This is a genomic window from Neisseria subflava, assembly GCF_003044935.1.
GTDB lineage: Bacteria > Pseudomonadota > Gammaproteobacteria > Burkholderiales > Neisseriaceae > Neisseria > Neisseria subflava_E.
In genome coordinates, this window is sequence record NZ_POXP01000001.1 from 1,091,821 (window position 1) to 1,107,123 (window position 15,303).

Below are 15,303 nucleotides of genomic sequence, written 5' to 3' on the forward strand. Positions count from 1 at the left end.
CTGAAACTTCCAGACGGCCTTTTTTTCATTCGATATCAACCCAATAAATCCCAAGCAAACTTTCCAATGGTTAGACACAGCAGCAACATAAATCCGTAACGCAGCAGTTTGGTTCCGCCGCGCATTGCCAAGCGCGCGCCGACCACGCCGCCGCACAAGTTCGCCGCTGCCAACGGTATCGCCCATGCCCACACAACATGGCCTTGCGGAATAAAAAACTTCAACGCGGCAAGATTGGTGGTCGAATTGATGACCTTTGCCGAGGCGTTCGCCGCCAGAAAATCGTAGCCGTAAAAGCGGACGAACACAAAAGCCAGCAGGCTGCCCGTTCCCGGCCCGAACACGCCGTCGTAAAACCCGATTAACGCGCCGAAAAATAAGCCCCATAAAGTTTCGCGGCGTGTCAGCTTTTCAGTGCGCACCGTCTGCCCCAAGTCTTTTTTCAAAAAAGTGTACAGACACATGGCAATCATGATGACCAACATTGCCGGTTTCATGTATTGCACAGGGAAATACACCACCGTTTTCGCGCCCAAATATGAAGCGGCAAATGCCAACGCCGCGGCAGGCAGCAGCATTTTCCACGGTACGGGGATTCGGCGCAGATATTGCCCCGTCGCGGTCAACGTGCCGCAGCAGGAAGCAAATTTATTGACACCCATCACCGAGGCCACAGGCGTAGCATTTGGCAATAGGTTGAACAATCCGGGAATCTGCAACAGTCCGCCTCCGCCAACCGCCGCATCCATCAGCCCGGCGGCAAAGCCAACCAATACCAGATAATAAAAAAACGAATCTGCAAGCATAATGTCCATCTCTAAAAAGCAAAGCGATTTTGCGCGTATTTGCCTATTCCGACAACCTACAAGGCCGTCTGAAAATAAGAAACCATATCCTGTTTTCAGACGGCCTTTCTTTTTCAATTCAGCCGCTCAAATTGCAGCTTAAAAATTTTTCCATTAAAATGCCGCCCCTTATCTTTCCTACACACAACACATTATATGGAACATTCCACCCCGACCAAACGCACAGCCCACGACCGAATGGGCATCTTCGCGCATTTCATTTTCGCCAGCCGCTGGCTGCAACTGCCGATTTATATAGGCCTGATTATCGCCCAAGTCATTTATGCCTGTAAGTTCCTCAAATCCTTGTGGCACTTGGTATCCAATTTCAGCATCATGGATGAAAACACCATCATGATCGCCGTATTGAACCTGATTGATGTCGTGATGATTGCCAACCTGCTGACCATGGTCATTGTCGGAGGCTACGAAACCTTCGTTTCCCGCCTACACGTTGACGAACATCCCGACCAACCCGAATGGCTCAGCCATGTCAATGCTTCGGTTTTGAAGGTTAAGCTGTCGATGTCCATCATCAGCATTTCCTCCATCCATCTGCTGCAAACCTTCCTCAACGCCGCCAATCTGTCGGAAAAACAAATCATGTGGCAATGTATTACCCACATCTGTTTCCTGATTTCCGCCCTCGCCATGGCTTTAACAGACAAAATCGTGTACAGCACGACGCATAAAGCGCATTGATAAAAAGCAATCAAAAGGCCGTCTGAAATATTTCAGACGGCCTTTTGTTATCTGGCAATGTTTACAGCTTATTGCTTACGCTTGTCCCACCAGGCAAACAAATTGCCCAAAACCGTTCCCGATACAGAGTGCCAAACGCAGGCAACGGCGGCGGCAACAGCAGACTCGGCATTACCGGGGAAGAATTTAGCGCTCAAACCGGTGGCAAGTCCGGCATTTTGTACGCCGACTTCGATGGCAAGGGTGCGTTTTTTGGCGGTGTTCATGCCGGTCAGTGCGCCGCTGTAATAGCCAAGGATGTAGCCGCCAATGTTGTGGGCAGCGATGGCGAGTACCATCACGAAGGCGGATTCAGCAAAGCGGTGGCCATGAACGGCAGCAACGCCACCAACGATGCAGGCAAACGCGACAACGGCAACGGCTGGCATAATCGCGCGCACGTCTTCAAACCAATGTTTTTTATGCAGCAATATATTGGCGGCAGAACCGATAACGACGGGCAACAGGGTAACGAGCAGCATAAATTTGAACATACCCCAGCCGTCCATTTCGACAGTTTGTCCGACCAAATAAGTCATCCACAGCGGCGTCATCACAGGCGCGAGGACGGTAGAAACAGTGGTCATGCCAACCGAAAAGGCAACATCGCCTTTAGCCAAAAAACTCATGATATTGGACGAAACACCGCCCGGGCAGGTACCGACCAAAACCAAACCCAGCGTCAATCCGGGCGAGAGGTCAAAGGCTCTGGCAATGCCGATGGCGAGCAAGGGCATAATCGTGTATTGGGCGATGGCACCGATAAAAATATCGAGCGGACGTTGCGCCAGAATTTGATAATCTTCTTTGCCCAAAGTCATGCCCATACCGAGCATGATGATGCCGAGTACGACAACTTGCGTATCGCCTTTTACCCATGAAAAAGTGGCAGGCTCAATAAAGGCGATGATGGAGGCAAGGACGATAATCAGGGCGGTGAAGCGGGTCATTTGCCGACTGATTGCGGTTAGAAAGTTCATGTTTTTACTCCTTTGTATGTTCTTATCATGACAATAATTGCCATAATTTAACACATGTTAACTCTTTAGCGCAATAACAGTCACGAAACAAGAAGCCCGCCTCCAATAATGTTTAAAAATAAACTCAACCGGTTCCGTCCCATATCGACACAAAGGCCGTCTGAAACTTTTCAGACGGCCTTGTTTTATCTGTTCGTTATCGATTTATTCGATATTTTGAACCTGTTCGCGCATTTGTTCGATTAAGACTTTCAGTTCAACCGACGCTTGCGTGCATTCGGCGGCGATGGCCTTGCTGCCCAATGTATTGGCCTCGCGGTTGAGTTCCTGCATTAGGAAATCCAAACGTTTGCCTGCGCTGCCCTTGCCTTCGGTAACGATGCGGCGCACTTCGGCGATATGGGTGCGCAAACGGCTGAATTCCTCATCCACATCGGATTTTTGGATGAATAAAGCAAATTCCTGTTGCAAACGGTCGTTGTCGATATTGCCGACGGCTTCTGCCAAACGGGCTTTGACTTTGTCCATATGCGCCTGAAGCAGGCTGGGGAACAATTCGTTCAAAGCGTCCACAATCTCTTCCATGCCGTCCAGGCGTTGCAACAGGTGCTCGCCCAGTTTTTTGCCTTCACGTTTGCGAGCTGCTGCAAACTCTTTCAACGCGCTGGTCAATAAATCTTTAACACCTTTGGCCAAAGCTTCGGCATCTTCGCCCTGACCCGCCAAAACGCCGGGAAAACGCAAAACATCGGCCACGCTCAATTTGGCAAAATCATGCTCCTTGCGCCAAGTTTTGTTCAAATGCGCCAGTTGGGCAACCAAATCCTGATTGACCTCCAAAGTCTGTCCGCCCGAGGATGCGTCCTGCAGCTGGATGCGGCATTCCAATTTACCGCGCGCCACGGCTGCGGCAATCTGCTCGCGCAACGCGCCTTCCAAATAGCGCAACTCTTCCGGCATACGGAATTGGACATCCAAATAACGATGGTTGACCGCGCGGATTTCCAAATTAATCCGCTTGCCGCCGCATTCGCCTGTGGCATTGGCAAAGCCGGTCATGCTGTGGATTTGAATATTTCGTCTTGTAGCCATGGTTTTACTCCGTTTTCAAATACGAGTGAAAGTACGGATACTATAACACACCCGACTGCCGATTTTCAGACGGCCTTTGCCGCCAAATTCCTCTATAATTCAAGGCAACCTGTTTTTTATTTCCCCAAAGGACCATCATGAGCGACTACACACGCACCGGCCGCGCCGCCGACAGCCTGCGCAACATCAAAATTACCCCAAACTTTCTTCCCCACGCCGACGGCTCCTGCCTCATCGAGTGCGGCAACACCAAAGTGATTTGCACCGCCTCCATCGACGAAAATGTCCCACCGTTCCTGCGCGGTAAAGAGCAAGGCTGGGTAACGGCCGAATACGGTATGCTGCCTGCTTCCACTGCCTCCCGTATGCGCCGCGAGGCCGCCGCAGGCAAACAGTCCGGCCGCACACAAGAAATCCAACGCCTGATCGGCCGCTCCCTGCGTGCCGTCGTCGATATGGAAAAACTCGGCGAACGCCAAATCCTGATTGACTGCGACGTCATCCAAGCCGACGGCGGCACGCGTACCGCCTCCATTACCGGCGCCTACGTTGCCCTGCAAATCGCCGTGGACAAACTCCTTTCAGACGGCCTCATCAGCGAAAACCCCATCCGCGAAGCCGTTGCCGCCGTTTCCGCCGGCGTGGTGGGCGGCGTACCGCTTTTGGACTTGGACTATCCCGAAGACTCAGGCTGCGACAGCGACGTCAACATTATCATGACCGCATCCGGCAAAATCATCGAAATCCAAGGTACGGCCGAAGGCGCACCGTTCAGCATCGAAGAATTGGGCAAACTCATTGCCCTCGCGCATAAAGGCATTGCCGAATTGGTCCAACACCAAAAAGCCGCCCTTTTGTCCCGATAAGCAGCAAGGCCGTCTGAAAGATTTCAGACGGCCTTTTTTAACCCCGTCCATTTATGCGCATTTACTCAAAAAAGCGCGTCCCATCCTTGAATTTCATGTAAAAAATAGTAATAATAACCCTTTTTCCAGCAAACCAAGCTGCCCGACAAACCCCACAAGAAAGCACGAAACATGGCGTTAATCGTACATAAATACGGCGGCACATCAGTAGGCTCGCCCGAACGCATCAAAAACGTAGCCAAACGTGTCGCCAAAGCCCGCGCCGAAGGACACGACATCGTAGTCGTCGTATCCGCCATGAGCGGCGAAACCAACCGACTGGTCGCCCTGGCGCACGAAATGCAAGAACATCCCGATCCGCGCGAGCTGGACGTCGTCCTTGCCACCGGCGAACAAGTAACCATCGGCCTGCTGGCCATGGCCCTGAAAGACATCGGCGTTGACGCCAAAAGCTACACCGGCTGGCAGGTTGCCCTCAAAACCGACACTTCCCACACCAAAGCCCGCATCGAAAGCATCGATGACGAAAAAATGCGTGCCGATCTCGCCGAGGGCAAAGTCGTTATCGTAGCCGGTTTCCAAGGCATCAGCAGCGAAGGCAATATCTCAACCCTCGGCCGCGGCGGTTCGGACACCTCTGCCGTTGCCATCGCCGCAGCCCTCAAAGCCGACGAATGCCAAATTTACACCGACGTGGACGGCGTTTACACCACCGACCCGCGCGTCGTACCCGAAGCACGCCGCATGGACACGATCACATTCGAAGAAATGATCGAATTGGCCAGCCTCGGCTCAAAAGTTTTACAAATCCGCTCCGTAGAATTCGCCGGAAAATACAAAGTGCGCCTGCGCGTACTCAGCAGCCTGCAAGATGGTGGCAACGGCACCCTGATTACCTTTGAAGAGGACGACAACATGGAAAGAGCAGCCGTAACCGGTATCGCATTCGACAAAAACCAAGCCCGCATCAACGTACGCGGCGTACCCGACAAACCCGGCGTTGCCTACCAAATCCTCGGCGCAGTTGCCGATGCCAACATCGAAGTCGACATGATCATCCAAAATGTCGGTAGCGAAGGCACAACAGACTTCTCCTTCACCGTTCCACGTGGAGACTACAAACAAACCATCGAACTCCTGCAACAACGCCAAGACAGCATCGGCGCCGCCTGCATCGATGGCGACGACACCGTATGCAAAGTCTCCGCCGTCGGCTTGGGCATGCGTTCACACGTCGGCGTGGCCGCCAAAATCTTCCGCACCCTCGCAGAAGAAGGCATCAACATCCAAATGATTTCAACTTCCGAAATCAAAGTATCCGTCCTGATTGACGAAAAATACATGGAACTGGCTACCCGCGTTCTGCATAAAGCATTCGACTTAGGCAACTAATTCCAGCCAATCAAAAAGGCCGTCTGAAACTTTATTGTTTCAGACGGCCTTTTTTATTTCCATTACATAAATCAACAACATCTTAATAAAAAAATCTACTTTAGCTCAAAACAGTGTAGCCTTGCTTATTATTACCCTTGTTAATTTCATTATATGTTCAATATTTTACAACCATCCACCTTCGCCGTTTAATTCCAAAAACATACCACTTAACCTAATTTGAGAAAAATAAACAAATCTGTAATAAAATAGAACAAAAGTACAAACAATTATCTACGCTCATCAATAAAAACAAATTTCCCCCAATTTTCTCCTAACTTAAGAAGGAATCTTAATATGAACGTATTAAACAAATTCGGTATGCTAATCTTGACCGCTTCCCTGCTGGCAGCCTGCGGCGACTCCGGTAATAAAGGCAGCAGCGACAAACCGGCAGAACAAGTTACCCAAAGCGAATCTAGCTCTGCCAACAAATACGAAAAAGCCCTGAGCGAATTCCCTGAAGCAGATCCTAAACTGGCCGAACCTATCGTCATTTCCGATAAAAAATCCCCGGACGGTCTTGCCGAATTACAAAAATTCATTCATTTCACCACTGGTGAAGAAGCACAAAACATCGGCAAAATGGGACAAGAATTGCAACAACTGGCCAGCCAAGGTAAAGAAAAAGAAGCTTTGGAGCAGATGAACAAACTGACGGCCGCACTGGAACAATTCCATCAGAGCGCAGCTGCTCTCGATATCAAAGATCCTGAAATCAAAGCAGTTATGGATCGTACACTGCAAGTCAGCAGTGCTGCCAACAACCTGATGATTTATGCAGGTAAGTATTCTTCTGAGTTGACTATCGATGGCAAAGATAAAGATTCGCTCAAATTTGCCAAAGATTTCCAAGACAAATCTCAAAAATTGCAAGAAACCCTGCGTGCAGCCAATCAAGAAGTAGAAAAGGCTGCCACAGCCTTAGGCAAGAAATATTCCCAATAAGCCTATTGTTTCCAATAAATAGCAGAAAGGGACATCATCAAAATGTCCCTTTGTTTATATTCAGACGGCCTTGAATATCTCCAACACTCAATCCTTCCCTTCTCTCGAAAAATGCTCAATCTCGAATCCACTCTGACGATACGCTCGGAAACGGTCTCGGGCTTCGGCCAAATCTTCTAAGCTGTTGCCGACAATTTCAAGGATACGGTTTGGAATGGCCGGGGCTTGGCTCCAAAAATCGGCAGACAGGTTTAAAACCGTGCGATCCTGCGGAATATTCGGCAATGCGTTTCCAAACGCAAGCAATACCGGCGTTTCAGACGGCATGGGGTCGATAGGCAACCAGACTTCATGCGGAATAAAGCTTTCGGGAATCTGCTGCCACAAATCAACGTCGAGTTGCTGTACTGCCGCAGCAGAATCCGACCACACCAAAATCTGCCCGCCATCGCGTATGGCGTGTGCAATCAAGCGGCAGGCAAAGGCGGCCGGCTGGGCAACGTGTGTATAAAAATTGGCTTTAGGCATGGCGTATTCTTTCGTTTAGGCAATGGATTTACTGTTTTCAGACGGCCTTTTTGGTTTTCAACAATCTCAAGGCATTGCCCAACACCAGCAGCGAGCTGAAACTCATGCCGAGCGCGGCGATCCACGGGGTAACGTAACCAAACACGGCCAGCGGAACGGCAACCAGATTGTATGCGCTCGCCCAAGTCAGGTTTTGGCGGATGATTTGATGGGTACGGCGTGCCTGTTCCATCATCACGGGCAAAACGTTCAAATCATCATTGAGCAAAACCACATCGGCCCCGTCTCGCGCCACATCGGCACTCGTGGCCACGGCTGCCGATACGTTTGCTTGGGCAAGGACGGGGGCATCGTTAATCCCGTCGCCAATCATCATGACTTTACGTCCTTGTTTTTGCAGATTTTCCACATAAGCCAGCTTGTCTTCCGGCGTGGCTTCGGCACGATAGGCATCCAATCCCAGCTCTTGCGCGACTTGGGCTACGGCAGCTTGACGGTCGCCGCTTAAAAGGTGCAGACGGATGCCGTGCTGTTTCAGGTTTTGCAACATTTCAGCGGCGCTGTCTTTGATTTGGTCTTCCAATAAAAAGGCCGTCTGAAAACCGCTTTGATTGCCCAAGAAAATAATGCCGCCTGTGTGGTCGATATGGGCAAATGTTTCAGGCAGATTACCGGCAATTTCCGAAACAAACGCCGCTTTGCCCAAAGCCCAAACTTGGGTTTCGCCATCAAATTCAATTTGCGCGCTGACACCGTACCCAATACGGTTGACCCGTTGCTTCACTTTCACATCAAGCGCGGATACAGGGCCGTCTGAAAGCGTATGGTTCAAAATGGCACGGGCGATGGGGTGCTCGGATTGCTGTTCCAATGCCTGGGCGATAGCAAGGGCTTGGACTTCGTTCAGACGGCCTGCTGACAACATACGGCTGACGGAAAGCTGCCCTTTGGTCAGCGTACCGGTTTTATCGAACACGACATCGTCAATTTGGGCAAGCGTTTCCAGGCTTTGTTTGCCGCTGATGAGAATGCCGTCTTTGGCAAGTGCGCCGGTCGAAGCAGCCAGCGCAGTCGGGGTAGCGAGCGACAAGGCGCACGGGCAGGTGATGACCAGCAGGGCAACGGTAATCCACAAGGCGGTGTGTGCATCTGCATACCAAGCCCAGCCGATAAAAACAGGAATCGCAAGCAAGAGTTCGCCAAACACAAAACTGGACGCGTATTTCTCGGCCAACTCGGCGGCACGCGGTTTTTGCGCCAACGCGCGGTCAAGCAGTTTGACGATATAGGACAGGCGCGTGTTGCCGCCGGTATGGTCAGTGCGGATGATTAAAGGGCTGCTGGTGTTGAGCGTGCCGGCGGTTACTTTTTCAGACGGTCTTTTCACGATAGGCAGGCTTTCACCGGTCAACATGGCTTCGTTAACTTCGCTTTCGCCGGACAAAACCGTACCGTCCACCGGAATGACTTCGCCAGGCTTCACAACAATCGTATCGCCGATATTGAGGCGGACGACTGCAGCTTCCTCGATGGCTTCGCTTTCCGGATAAGACGGCAAACGGTGGCAGAATGCCGGAACCAGTTTGACCAACCGCTCCGCCGCATCGCCTGCTTTGCGTCGGGCAATCTGTTCCATAAAACGCCCGCCCAACAAGAAAAACAGCAGCATAGCGATGGATTCAAAATACATGCCCTGCCCTGCGTTGGTAGCCAAGCTGTAAATACCGGCGATAAAGGTCATCACAATGGCAATGGCAATCGGCGTATCCATGCCGACACGGCGGTTTTTCCAGTCACGCCATGCGCCGCGGTAAAACGGCAACGCGCTGTAAAACACAACGGGCAACACCATCAAAAAGCCGCCCCAATGCAGGATTTCCAAATAAAGCGGCTCGATGTCGCCGCCGTAAAAATAAGTCGGCAGGGCAAACATCATCGTCTGCATCATGCCCAGACCGGCCACGGCCAATCTGACGATAAACTGTTTGCGTTCCTTCTGCGCCTGCACTTCGATTTTTTGCGCATCATAAGGCGCGGCGGTATAACCGGTTTGGCGGATTTTCAGCAAAATGTCCGACAATTCAATGTGGGCGCTGTCCCACACCACTCGGCAGCGGTGGGTACTGTAATTCAAATCCACACGCACTACGCCCTTCATACGCAACAACTGCTGCTCAATCAGCCACACACACGCGGCGCAGGTAATGCCGCCCAGCATTAACACCGCCTCGCGCTCATCCCCTGCACCGACCTCGACAAAATCAGCCTGCACTTCGGGCAAATCGTATAGCTTTAATTGCGACAACACTTCCGGTGGCGGCAATTCGGATTTTTCCGCGTCTGCGGTACGCTGTTTGTAATAATTACCCAAACCGGCATCAATAATACTCTGCGCCACCGCTTGGCAACCGGCGCAGCAGGTTTCGTGTTCTTCGTCTTCAAAACGAACCGTCAAATGCAGATGCTCCGGGACTTCAAGTCCGCAATGGAAGCAGTTTTTTTGGGGATGTGTGGAAGATATCATAATGTGTTCGATTTATTTTTCAGACGGCCTGAAACAATCATTTCAGGGTGTTACATTTTAGCAAAAAGCGTTTTTCCGCCTCATTTCATTTACTTTTGAATTAATAGACTGTCGAATTTTATAAAAAATATGGAAAACAAAGTATTGACCGTTTATCAAATGATGAACGGTAACATATAAATACCGTTTATCTTTAAAAACTTCCAATTATTTTAATGTAAAAATGGAACTTTTTTAAAAAATCCAATACATTTTTTATTGACCTCAATCCATTTAAGCAGCATACTTTAGCCATTCCGCGAAGACGGAAATAAAAAAAACACACATTTACTTATAACACTAACTTATTGGGAAACCTCACCATGATTGATCGCCTTATGCCTATCTTCGCCGTTATCGGCATTTTGTCCAGCACTGTATACCTGAGCCTCGCCGCTTGGATGCTTTACGAAAGCGTGTTCAAAAAGAAAAGCCCTCTGTCGGCATAATCCTCGGATTTAAAATTTTACGGTAAGGCCGTCTGAACATTCAGACGGCCTTGTTTCATTCCATACTATCAAGCACTTGATTGTACGGCCAATTCAATCATCGCTTCGCGCAAACCGTCCAAACCCAAACTTTCGGCAACGGAAACATTCACGCCGACGGCATGCCCGAAATTGTCGCGCAAAATGCCTGCTTCACGCATACCCGACGGCAGCAAATCAATTTTGTTGTACACCACTAATTGCGGAATCTCATGCGCGCCAATTTCTTCCAAGACTTCGTTGACATCGTCCATCTGCCGTTCAAAATCGGGATTGGACGCATCAACGACGTGCAGTAGCACATCCGCCATCGCCGTCTCTTCCAAGGTGGCGGAAAACGCCGATACCAGCTTGTGCGGCAAATCGCGGACGAAGCCGACGGTATCGGTCAAAATCACGCTCGCCTCGTGCGACAGAAAAAGCCGACGCGCTGTGGTATCCAAAGTGGCAAACAACTGGTCTTTCGCCAATACGTCTGCTTTGGTCAGGCGGTTGAACAGGCTGGATTTTCCGGCATTGGTATAACCGACAATGGCAAAGGTTTTCAGACGGCCGCTCATGCGCGATTTGCGGCGCGTGGCGCGTTGTTTGCGGACATCGGCAAGCTGTTTTTTCAATGCCGTGATTTTTTGTCCGATTAAACGGCGGTCGGTTTCCAACTGGGTTTCGCCCGGCCCTTTCAAGCCGATACCGCCCTTCTGACTTTGCAGGTGTCCATAACCGCGTACCAGCCGTCCGCTCAAATGGTTCAACTGAGCCAGCTCCACCTGCAACTTACCTTCCTGCGATTGGGCGCGTTTGGCAAAAATCGCCAAAATCAAACCCACTCTGTCGAGGACGCGGCATTGAAGCTCTTTTTCCAGATTACGCTCTTGTGTCGGCGTGAGTTCGTGGTTGAACACGACCAGCCCGACATCATGCTGCTTGACCACTGCCGCCAACTCTTCCGCCTTGCCCGTACCGACAAACAAAGCCGGATGCGGTTTGTCGCGACGTGAAGTTTCGATAGAAACCAAATCGCCGCCAGCCGCGTTTACCAATTCTGCCGCTTCGGTCAAGGCCGTCTGAAAGCCGCGTTCGCGCGTTTCGTTTGCGCCGGAATAGTCCGCCGTCAGCATTACGCCGACCAAGAGGACGCGTTCGGGCTTTTCCAAAGATTTATCGACGGAAAACAGATTGCGCTTGCTCAAAAAATTTCCTTTCAGACGGCCTGACGGCTGGGTCAAAGTGCTGATTAACGGTTTTTCAAAATATCGGCAAAATATTCGGTCACTTCCGCCAAACGTCCACCCTGCTCGGCATAAGGCTGCATGACGGCCACCAGCTGCTCCAATACTTCGCGCGTTTCGGTTTGCGCGTGTTCGCGGTAGAGCCACATATTTTGCATGGTCACCGTGGTCAATTCCTCGCGTACATTCAGCAAGAGCAAGTGTCGGCAAGACTCATAGCCTTGACGCAAATCTCCGGCCGCATAGGCGGTAACCGACAATTCATAGTCGATGTCCAACTGATAAACATTGCTTTGGACAAAAAGAATATCGTCTTTTGGGAACGGGATACGTTTCGCCATCAGACCGATCGCATGGGAAATGCGGTATTTCCCTTCCTGGCGCAACATGGTTTGCGCAAGGTAGAGACATTCGGCACGGCGCGGGTTGTAATCGTAGCCTGCCAACCAAGTCGCCAAGGCTTCATCGCGTTTGCCCATTAATTTGTAGCACTCGCCCAGCTGTTGGTAAGAAACCGACACTTCCTCGATCCAACCGCCCAACTCGATGCGTTTTTTAAACCATTCGCTCGCACGCTCGGGCATATCAGAGTCCCAATAAGAACGCGCCGCATAAAAGGCGTAACGCGGTTTCAGGTCTTCATCTTCAGGGCTGTAAAACGCTTTTTCCAAAGAAACCGCGTCAAGCAGGTATTTGTTCGCCATATTGCTGCGTGCGCCGAAACGGCCACTGAGAACCGTATAGTCACCATGAAGCGTGGCTTCGCTGGTATCTTGTTTATCGGTTTCGATAAATTCGTGCAACACGCCGCGCCAGTAGAATGTACCGTCATTGCGCAACAACAGCGGACGGTAATAAACCACGCTGCCCATGGCATTTCTCATGCGGAGGCGGTAACGGTCGACGGTCAGTTCGGGTAATTCCAATTTGCCTTCAAAGCGGTCGTCTGCATCAAAAATCAACACGTAATCGGTTTTGCCTTTTGCGTGTTTCAACGCCTGATTGCGGTTGTATGCAAAATTTTGCCAACCATCATGATGAATCTCGCCTGCGATGCCCTTTGCATCGAAAAAGCGGCGGATCACGCCGACGGTATCATCGGTCGAGCCGGTGTCGCTGATGACGTAGTAGTCAAGTTTGATGTGGTCAGTGATGTTGGCCAGTGTTTCTTCGATGATTGCCGCTTCGTTTTTGACAATCATATTCAAGCAGATGGTTTGGGACATTTTCAATAGCCGCATTGGTTTGGAAAGGTATTATTTTACTTTAGCATTTTGTTTTTTGCACACAAAATACTCAGGCCGTATGAAGATTGCCTTTCAGACGGCCTGAAGTTTATTTTGCCTTATCTTTTTTCCTGACGGCGTATCAGATACACCGCCAACAGTGCAAACAAAACCGTCGGCAATGCGCCTGCCAAAAACGGCGGCACGCCGTACAACTGGCTGGTAAAGCCGAAGAGCCGTCCGGCAAAGTGGAACAGCAAACCGAGACAGATACCGCCGAAAAGTTTCAAGCCCATATTGCCGTGGCGTGTGGTTTGCGGGGTAAAGGCGAAGGCAACAAGCGCCATCACCCATGCGGCAACGGGATATACCAGCTTGCGCCACCATGCGATGGCATAGACTTGGGTATTTTGGTTGTTTTTTTCCAGATGGTCGATGTAGGTGGTCAATTCGCCGACAGACATTTGGTCGGGCTTGACGAGCAATACATCCATCAGGTTGCGTTTGACGGAAATCGGCCAGTTTTCTTCAGTGGCAGTAGAAACTTCGACTTTATCTTCGCCCAATATGCTGCGGCGGATATTTTTCAGCTGCCAACTGCCGTCTGGATTCAAAACGGCTGATTCTGCTTCCGCCGCTTGGGTCAGTTCGTTTTTATCGTTGCGCTGCCAAATTTTGATGCCCAAAAGCGTATGGTCGGGCAACATTTCGCGCACGTTGATGATGCTGTTTTTTTCTTTCAGCCAAAGGCCGGTATTGCCGGTACTGATTTTGCCGTTGATGGCCGCGGCTTTGATGTTTTCGGCTTTTTGGCTCAGCGTGGGCGCAACCCATTCGCCAAGTGCAACGGTGGCAATGGCGAAAATCAAACCAAACTGCGACAGAATCAACAGCAGCTTTTTGGTGCTCATGCCGCTGGCTTTGATAACGGTCAGCTCGCTGCCGGAAGCCAGTTGGCTGAGGGAAATCAGGCCGCCGATCAAAACGGCAAGCGGCATCAGTTCATATGCGCGCGCAGGCATCTGCATTAAAACATACTGCCCCAATTTTGCGCCGTTATAGCTGCCTTTTCCAAGATCGCCGACTTCGTTGATGATTTCAAAAAAGCTGTACAAAGCGAGGAAGGCAAGGAGGGCGTAAACCGCCATAACCGCCATTTGACGGATGATGTAACGTGAAATCAGGTTCATTTTCCGCCTTTCAATGTCAGACTTTTGGCAACCGCCTGCCAGAAGGGTTGGCTGGGCATACTGCGCACGCGTAGCAGGACGACGGCAATCACAAACATGATGATGTGCATAGGCAGCAGTCCGAGCCAAAAATGGATTTTGCCGTCTTCCACAGCATTGCGCAGGAAGGTCAGCCCGTTTTGGTAAACCAAAAACAAACCGATGGCAATCAAGATATTGTAGGTATGGCCGCTGCGCGGATTGAAATAAGAAAGCGGCACGGCAAGCAGACACAACAACAAAACGCTGACGGTCAAGGAAATACGCCACATCAATTCCGCTTGATGTTGGGGATTGCTGCTGCCAATCAGTTGGGCGGTCGGAATGGTACGGCGATGTGAAACAGGGTCGATAAGTTTGGGCGTGGTGCTGATAATCAGGCTGAGATGTTGAAAAGAAACGCGGTTGTAATCGGCTTTGCCGGGCGTACCGCTGTAACGGTAGCCGTCGCGCAATTCAAGCGTGCGTTTGTTGTCGGTCAGCGAAAAATTGCCCTCTTTGGCAAAAACGATGTTGTCATTGCCGTTTTTATCCTGCTCGCGCAGGAACAGGTTTTTCATGATGCCGGATTCAGTATCGAAGGTTTCGACAAAATAAACCCTGCCGTTGCGCTTACCCAAGCTATTGAACTCGCCGGCTTCCACCAAAGACAACTCCTGCTTCTGCTTCAAAATTTCGGCATATTCACGACTGCGTAACTCTGCCCACGGCATTACCCAAAGCTGCATGACGGCAATCAAAATGGCAAACGGCACGGCAAACTGCATGACCGGGCGTATCCATTGTTTCAATGCCAATCCGCAGGAAAGCCAGACCGACATTTCGCTGTCGCGCCAGTAGCGGGTCAATACGGTCAACGTACTGATAAATGCGGTCAACACCAGCAAAAGCGGGGTCATGCCGATTACCCAAAAGCCGACTAAAGCCAACACGGCATCGATGGCGACACGCCCGTCGGCTGCACGGCCAAGCAGGTTGATGGCCTGCGTGGACACCAATACCGCCAAGAGAACGACAAAAATGCCGACGGCGGTAAAGGAAAGTTCTTTAATAAAGTTTCTTTGGTAAATCATAAGATTGAGCGTGGTATACGGTTTATGGGAAACCTATATTTATTAATAAGGCTTCAGACGGCAT

The 15,303-nt window shown here is 50.6% G+C and carries 14 protein-coding genes; 5 read left to right on the forward strand and 9 right to left on the reverse strand.

Annotation, left to right across the window (positions count from 1 at the left end):
• Nucleotides 1-35: 35 nt before the first annotated feature.
• On the reverse strand, nucleotides 36-806 hold the full coding sequence (locus tag DBY95_RS05235) for a sulfite exporter TauE/SafE family protein (RefSeq protein WP_107723677.1): 771 nt from the start codon (nucleotides 804-806) through the stop codon (nucleotides 36-38).
• Between the two features lie 195 nt (nucleotides 807-1,001).
• Between DBY95_RS05235 and DBY95_RS05240 the strand changes: the two genes are divergently transcribed.
• The gene (locus DBY95_RS05240; protein WP_004519303.1) at nucleotides 1,002-1,547 is read left to right on the forward strand and encodes a TIGR00645 family protein; all 546 of its coding nucleotides are present in this window, start codon (nucleotides 1,002-1,004) and stop codon (nucleotides 1,545-1,547) included.
• Nucleotides 1,548-1,615: 68 nt separating this feature from the next.
• Here the strand turns inward: DBY95_RS05240 and DBY95_RS05245 are convergent, their stop codons facing one another.
• Nucleotides 1,616-2,566 (reverse strand): bile acid:sodium symporter family protein, encoded by a 951-nt coding sequence (locus DBY95_RS05245; RefSeq protein WP_004519302.1) that lies wholly within the window; start codon nucleotides 2,564-2,566, stop codon nucleotides 1,616-1,618.
• A gap of 204 nt (nucleotides 2,567-2,770) precedes the next feature.
• Nucleotides 2,771-3,658 (reverse strand): YicC/YloC family endoribonuclease, encoded by an 888-nt coding sequence (locus DBY95_RS05250; RefSeq protein WP_234394587.1) that lies wholly within the window; start codon nucleotides 3,656-3,658, stop codon nucleotides 2,771-2,773.
• A gap of 137 nt (nucleotides 3,659-3,795) precedes the next feature.
• On the opposite strand from DBY95_RS05250, the gene rph reads away from it, so the two are divergent.
• The 3 genes from rph (at nucleotide 3,796) to DBY95_RS05265 (ending at nucleotide 6,903) form a co-directional block, all read left to right on the forward strand.
• Nucleotides 3,796-4,524 carry a ribonuclease PH gene (gene rph / locus DBY95_RS05255; protein WP_003745651.1) on the forward strand — a complete coding sequence of 243 codons (729 nt, stop codon included), beginning with the start codon at nucleotides 3,796-3,798 and terminating at the stop codon, nucleotides 4,522-4,524.
• Between the two features lie 171 nt (nucleotides 4,525-4,695).
• Complete coding sequence (locus DBY95_RS05260) at nucleotides 4,696-5,916, forward strand: aspartate kinase (protein WP_107723614.1); 1,221 nt, start codon at nucleotides 4,696-4,698, stop codon at nucleotides 5,914-5,916.
• Nucleotides 5,917-6,252: 336 nt separating this feature from the next.
• Nucleotides 6,253-6,903: a hypothetical protein gene (locus tag DBY95_RS05265; RefSeq protein WP_107723615.1), complete on the forward strand. Its 651-nt coding sequence runs from the start codon at nucleotides 6,253-6,255 to the stop codon at nucleotides 6,901-6,903.
• An 87-nt stretch (nucleotides 6,904-6,990) separates the two neighbouring features.
• Here DBY95_RS05265 and DBY95_RS05270 read toward each other — a convergent pair whose 3' ends face one another.
• Nucleotides 6,991-7,431 (reverse strand): DNA polymerase III subunit chi, encoded by a 441-nt coding sequence (locus DBY95_RS05270; protein WP_107723616.1) that lies wholly within the window; start codon nucleotides 7,429-7,431, stop codon nucleotides 6,991-6,993.
• Nucleotides 7,432-7,468: 37 nt separating this feature from the next.
• Complete coding sequence (locus tag DBY95_RS05275) at nucleotides 7,469-9,955, reverse strand: heavy metal translocating P-type ATPase (RefSeq protein ID WP_107723617.1); 2,487 nt, start codon at nucleotides 9,953-9,955, stop codon at nucleotides 7,469-7,471.
• A 362-nt stretch (nucleotides 9,956-10,317) separates the two neighbouring features.
• Between DBY95_RS05275 and DBY95_RS10745 the strand changes: the two genes are divergently transcribed.
• Complete coding sequence (locus DBY95_RS10745; RefSeq protein WP_003678791.1) at nucleotides 10,318-10,443, forward strand: hypothetical protein; 126 nt, start codon at nucleotides 10,318-10,320, stop codon at nucleotides 10,441-10,443.
• A 68-nt stretch (nucleotides 10,444-10,511) separates the two neighbouring features.
• On the opposite strand, the gene hflX is transcribed toward DBY95_RS10745, so the two are convergent.
• From hflX to lptF, 4 genes are all read right to left on the reverse strand, one after another.
• Nucleotides 10,512-11,672, reverse strand: coding sequence for a GTPase HflX (gene hflX, locus DBY95_RS05280; RefSeq protein WP_107723618.1), 1,161 nt, complete (start codon nucleotides 11,670-11,672; stop codon nucleotides 10,512-10,514).
• 44 nt (nucleotides 11,673-11,716) lie between these two features.
• Entirely contained in the window at nucleotides 11,717-12,937 is a 1,221-nt protein-coding gene (locus tag DBY95_RS05285; protein WP_234394588.1) for a glycosyltransferase, read from the reverse strand.
• A gap of 119 nt (nucleotides 12,938-13,056) precedes the next feature.
• The gene (gene lptG, locus DBY95_RS05290; protein ID WP_070645464.1) at nucleotides 13,057-14,127 is read right to left on the reverse strand and encodes an LPS export ABC transporter permease LptG; all 1,071 of its coding nucleotides are present in this window, start codon (nucleotides 14,125-14,127) and stop codon (nucleotides 13,057-13,059) included.
• The gene (gene lptF / locus DBY95_RS05295; protein ID WP_004519285.1) at nucleotides 14,124-15,239 is read right to left on the reverse strand and encodes an LPS export ABC transporter permease LptF; all 1,116 of its coding nucleotides are present in this window, start codon (nucleotides 15,237-15,239) and stop codon (nucleotides 14,124-14,126) included. Before lptF ends, lptG begins: the two co-directional genes overlap by 4 nt.
• Between the last annotated feature and the right edge of the window lie 64 nt (nucleotides 15,240-15,303).

Coding starts and splice junctions, on each gene's coding strand:
- lptF (WP_004519285.1), bottom strand. CDS start 15,239: ATGATTTACCAAAGAAACTTTATTAAAGAACTTTCCTTTACCGCCGTC.
- DBY95_RS05275 (WP_107723617.1), bottom strand. CDS start 9,955: ATGATATCTTCCACACATCCCCAAAAAAACTGCTTCCATTGCGGACTT.
- DBY95_RS10745 (WP_003678791.1), top strand. CDS start 10,318: ATGATTGATCGCCTTATGCCTATCTTCGCCGTTATCGGCATTTTGTCC.
- rph (WP_003745651.1), top strand. CDS start 3,796: ATGAGCGACTACACACGCACCGGCCGCGCCGCCGACAGCCTGCGCAAC.
- DBY95_RS05240 (WP_004519303.1), top strand. CDS start 1,002: ATGGAACATTCCACCCCGACCAAACGCACAGCCCACGACCGAATGGGC.
- DBY95_RS05285 (WP_234394588.1), bottom strand. CDS start 12,937: ATGTCCCAAACCATCTGCTTGAATATGATTGTCAAAAACGAAGCGGCA.
- DBY95_RS05265 (WP_107723615.1), top strand. CDS start 6,253: ATGAACGTATTAAACAAATTCGGTATGCTAATCTTGACCGCTTCCCTG.
- DBY95_RS05245 (WP_004519302.1), bottom strand. CDS start 2,566: ATGAACTTTCTAACCGCAATCAGTCGGCAAATGACCCGCTTCACCGCC.
- DBY95_RS05250 (WP_234394587.1), bottom strand. CDS start 3,658: ATGGCTACAAGACGAAATATTCAAATCCACAGCATGACCGGCTTTGCC.
- lptG (WP_070645464.1), bottom strand. CDS start 14,127: ATGAACCTGATTTCACGTTACATCATCCGTCAAATGGCGGTTATGGCG.
- DBY95_RS05260 (WP_107723614.1), top strand. CDS start 4,696: ATGGCGTTAATCGTACATAAATACGGCGGCACATCAGTAGGCTCGCCC.
- DBY95_RS05235 (WP_107723677.1), bottom strand. CDS start 806: ATGCTTGCAGATTCGTTTTTTTATTATCTGGTATTGGTTGGCTTTGCC.
- DBY95_RS05270 (WP_107723616.1), bottom strand. CDS start 7,431: ATGCCTAAAGCCAATTTTTATACACACGTTGCCCAGCCGGCCGCCTTT.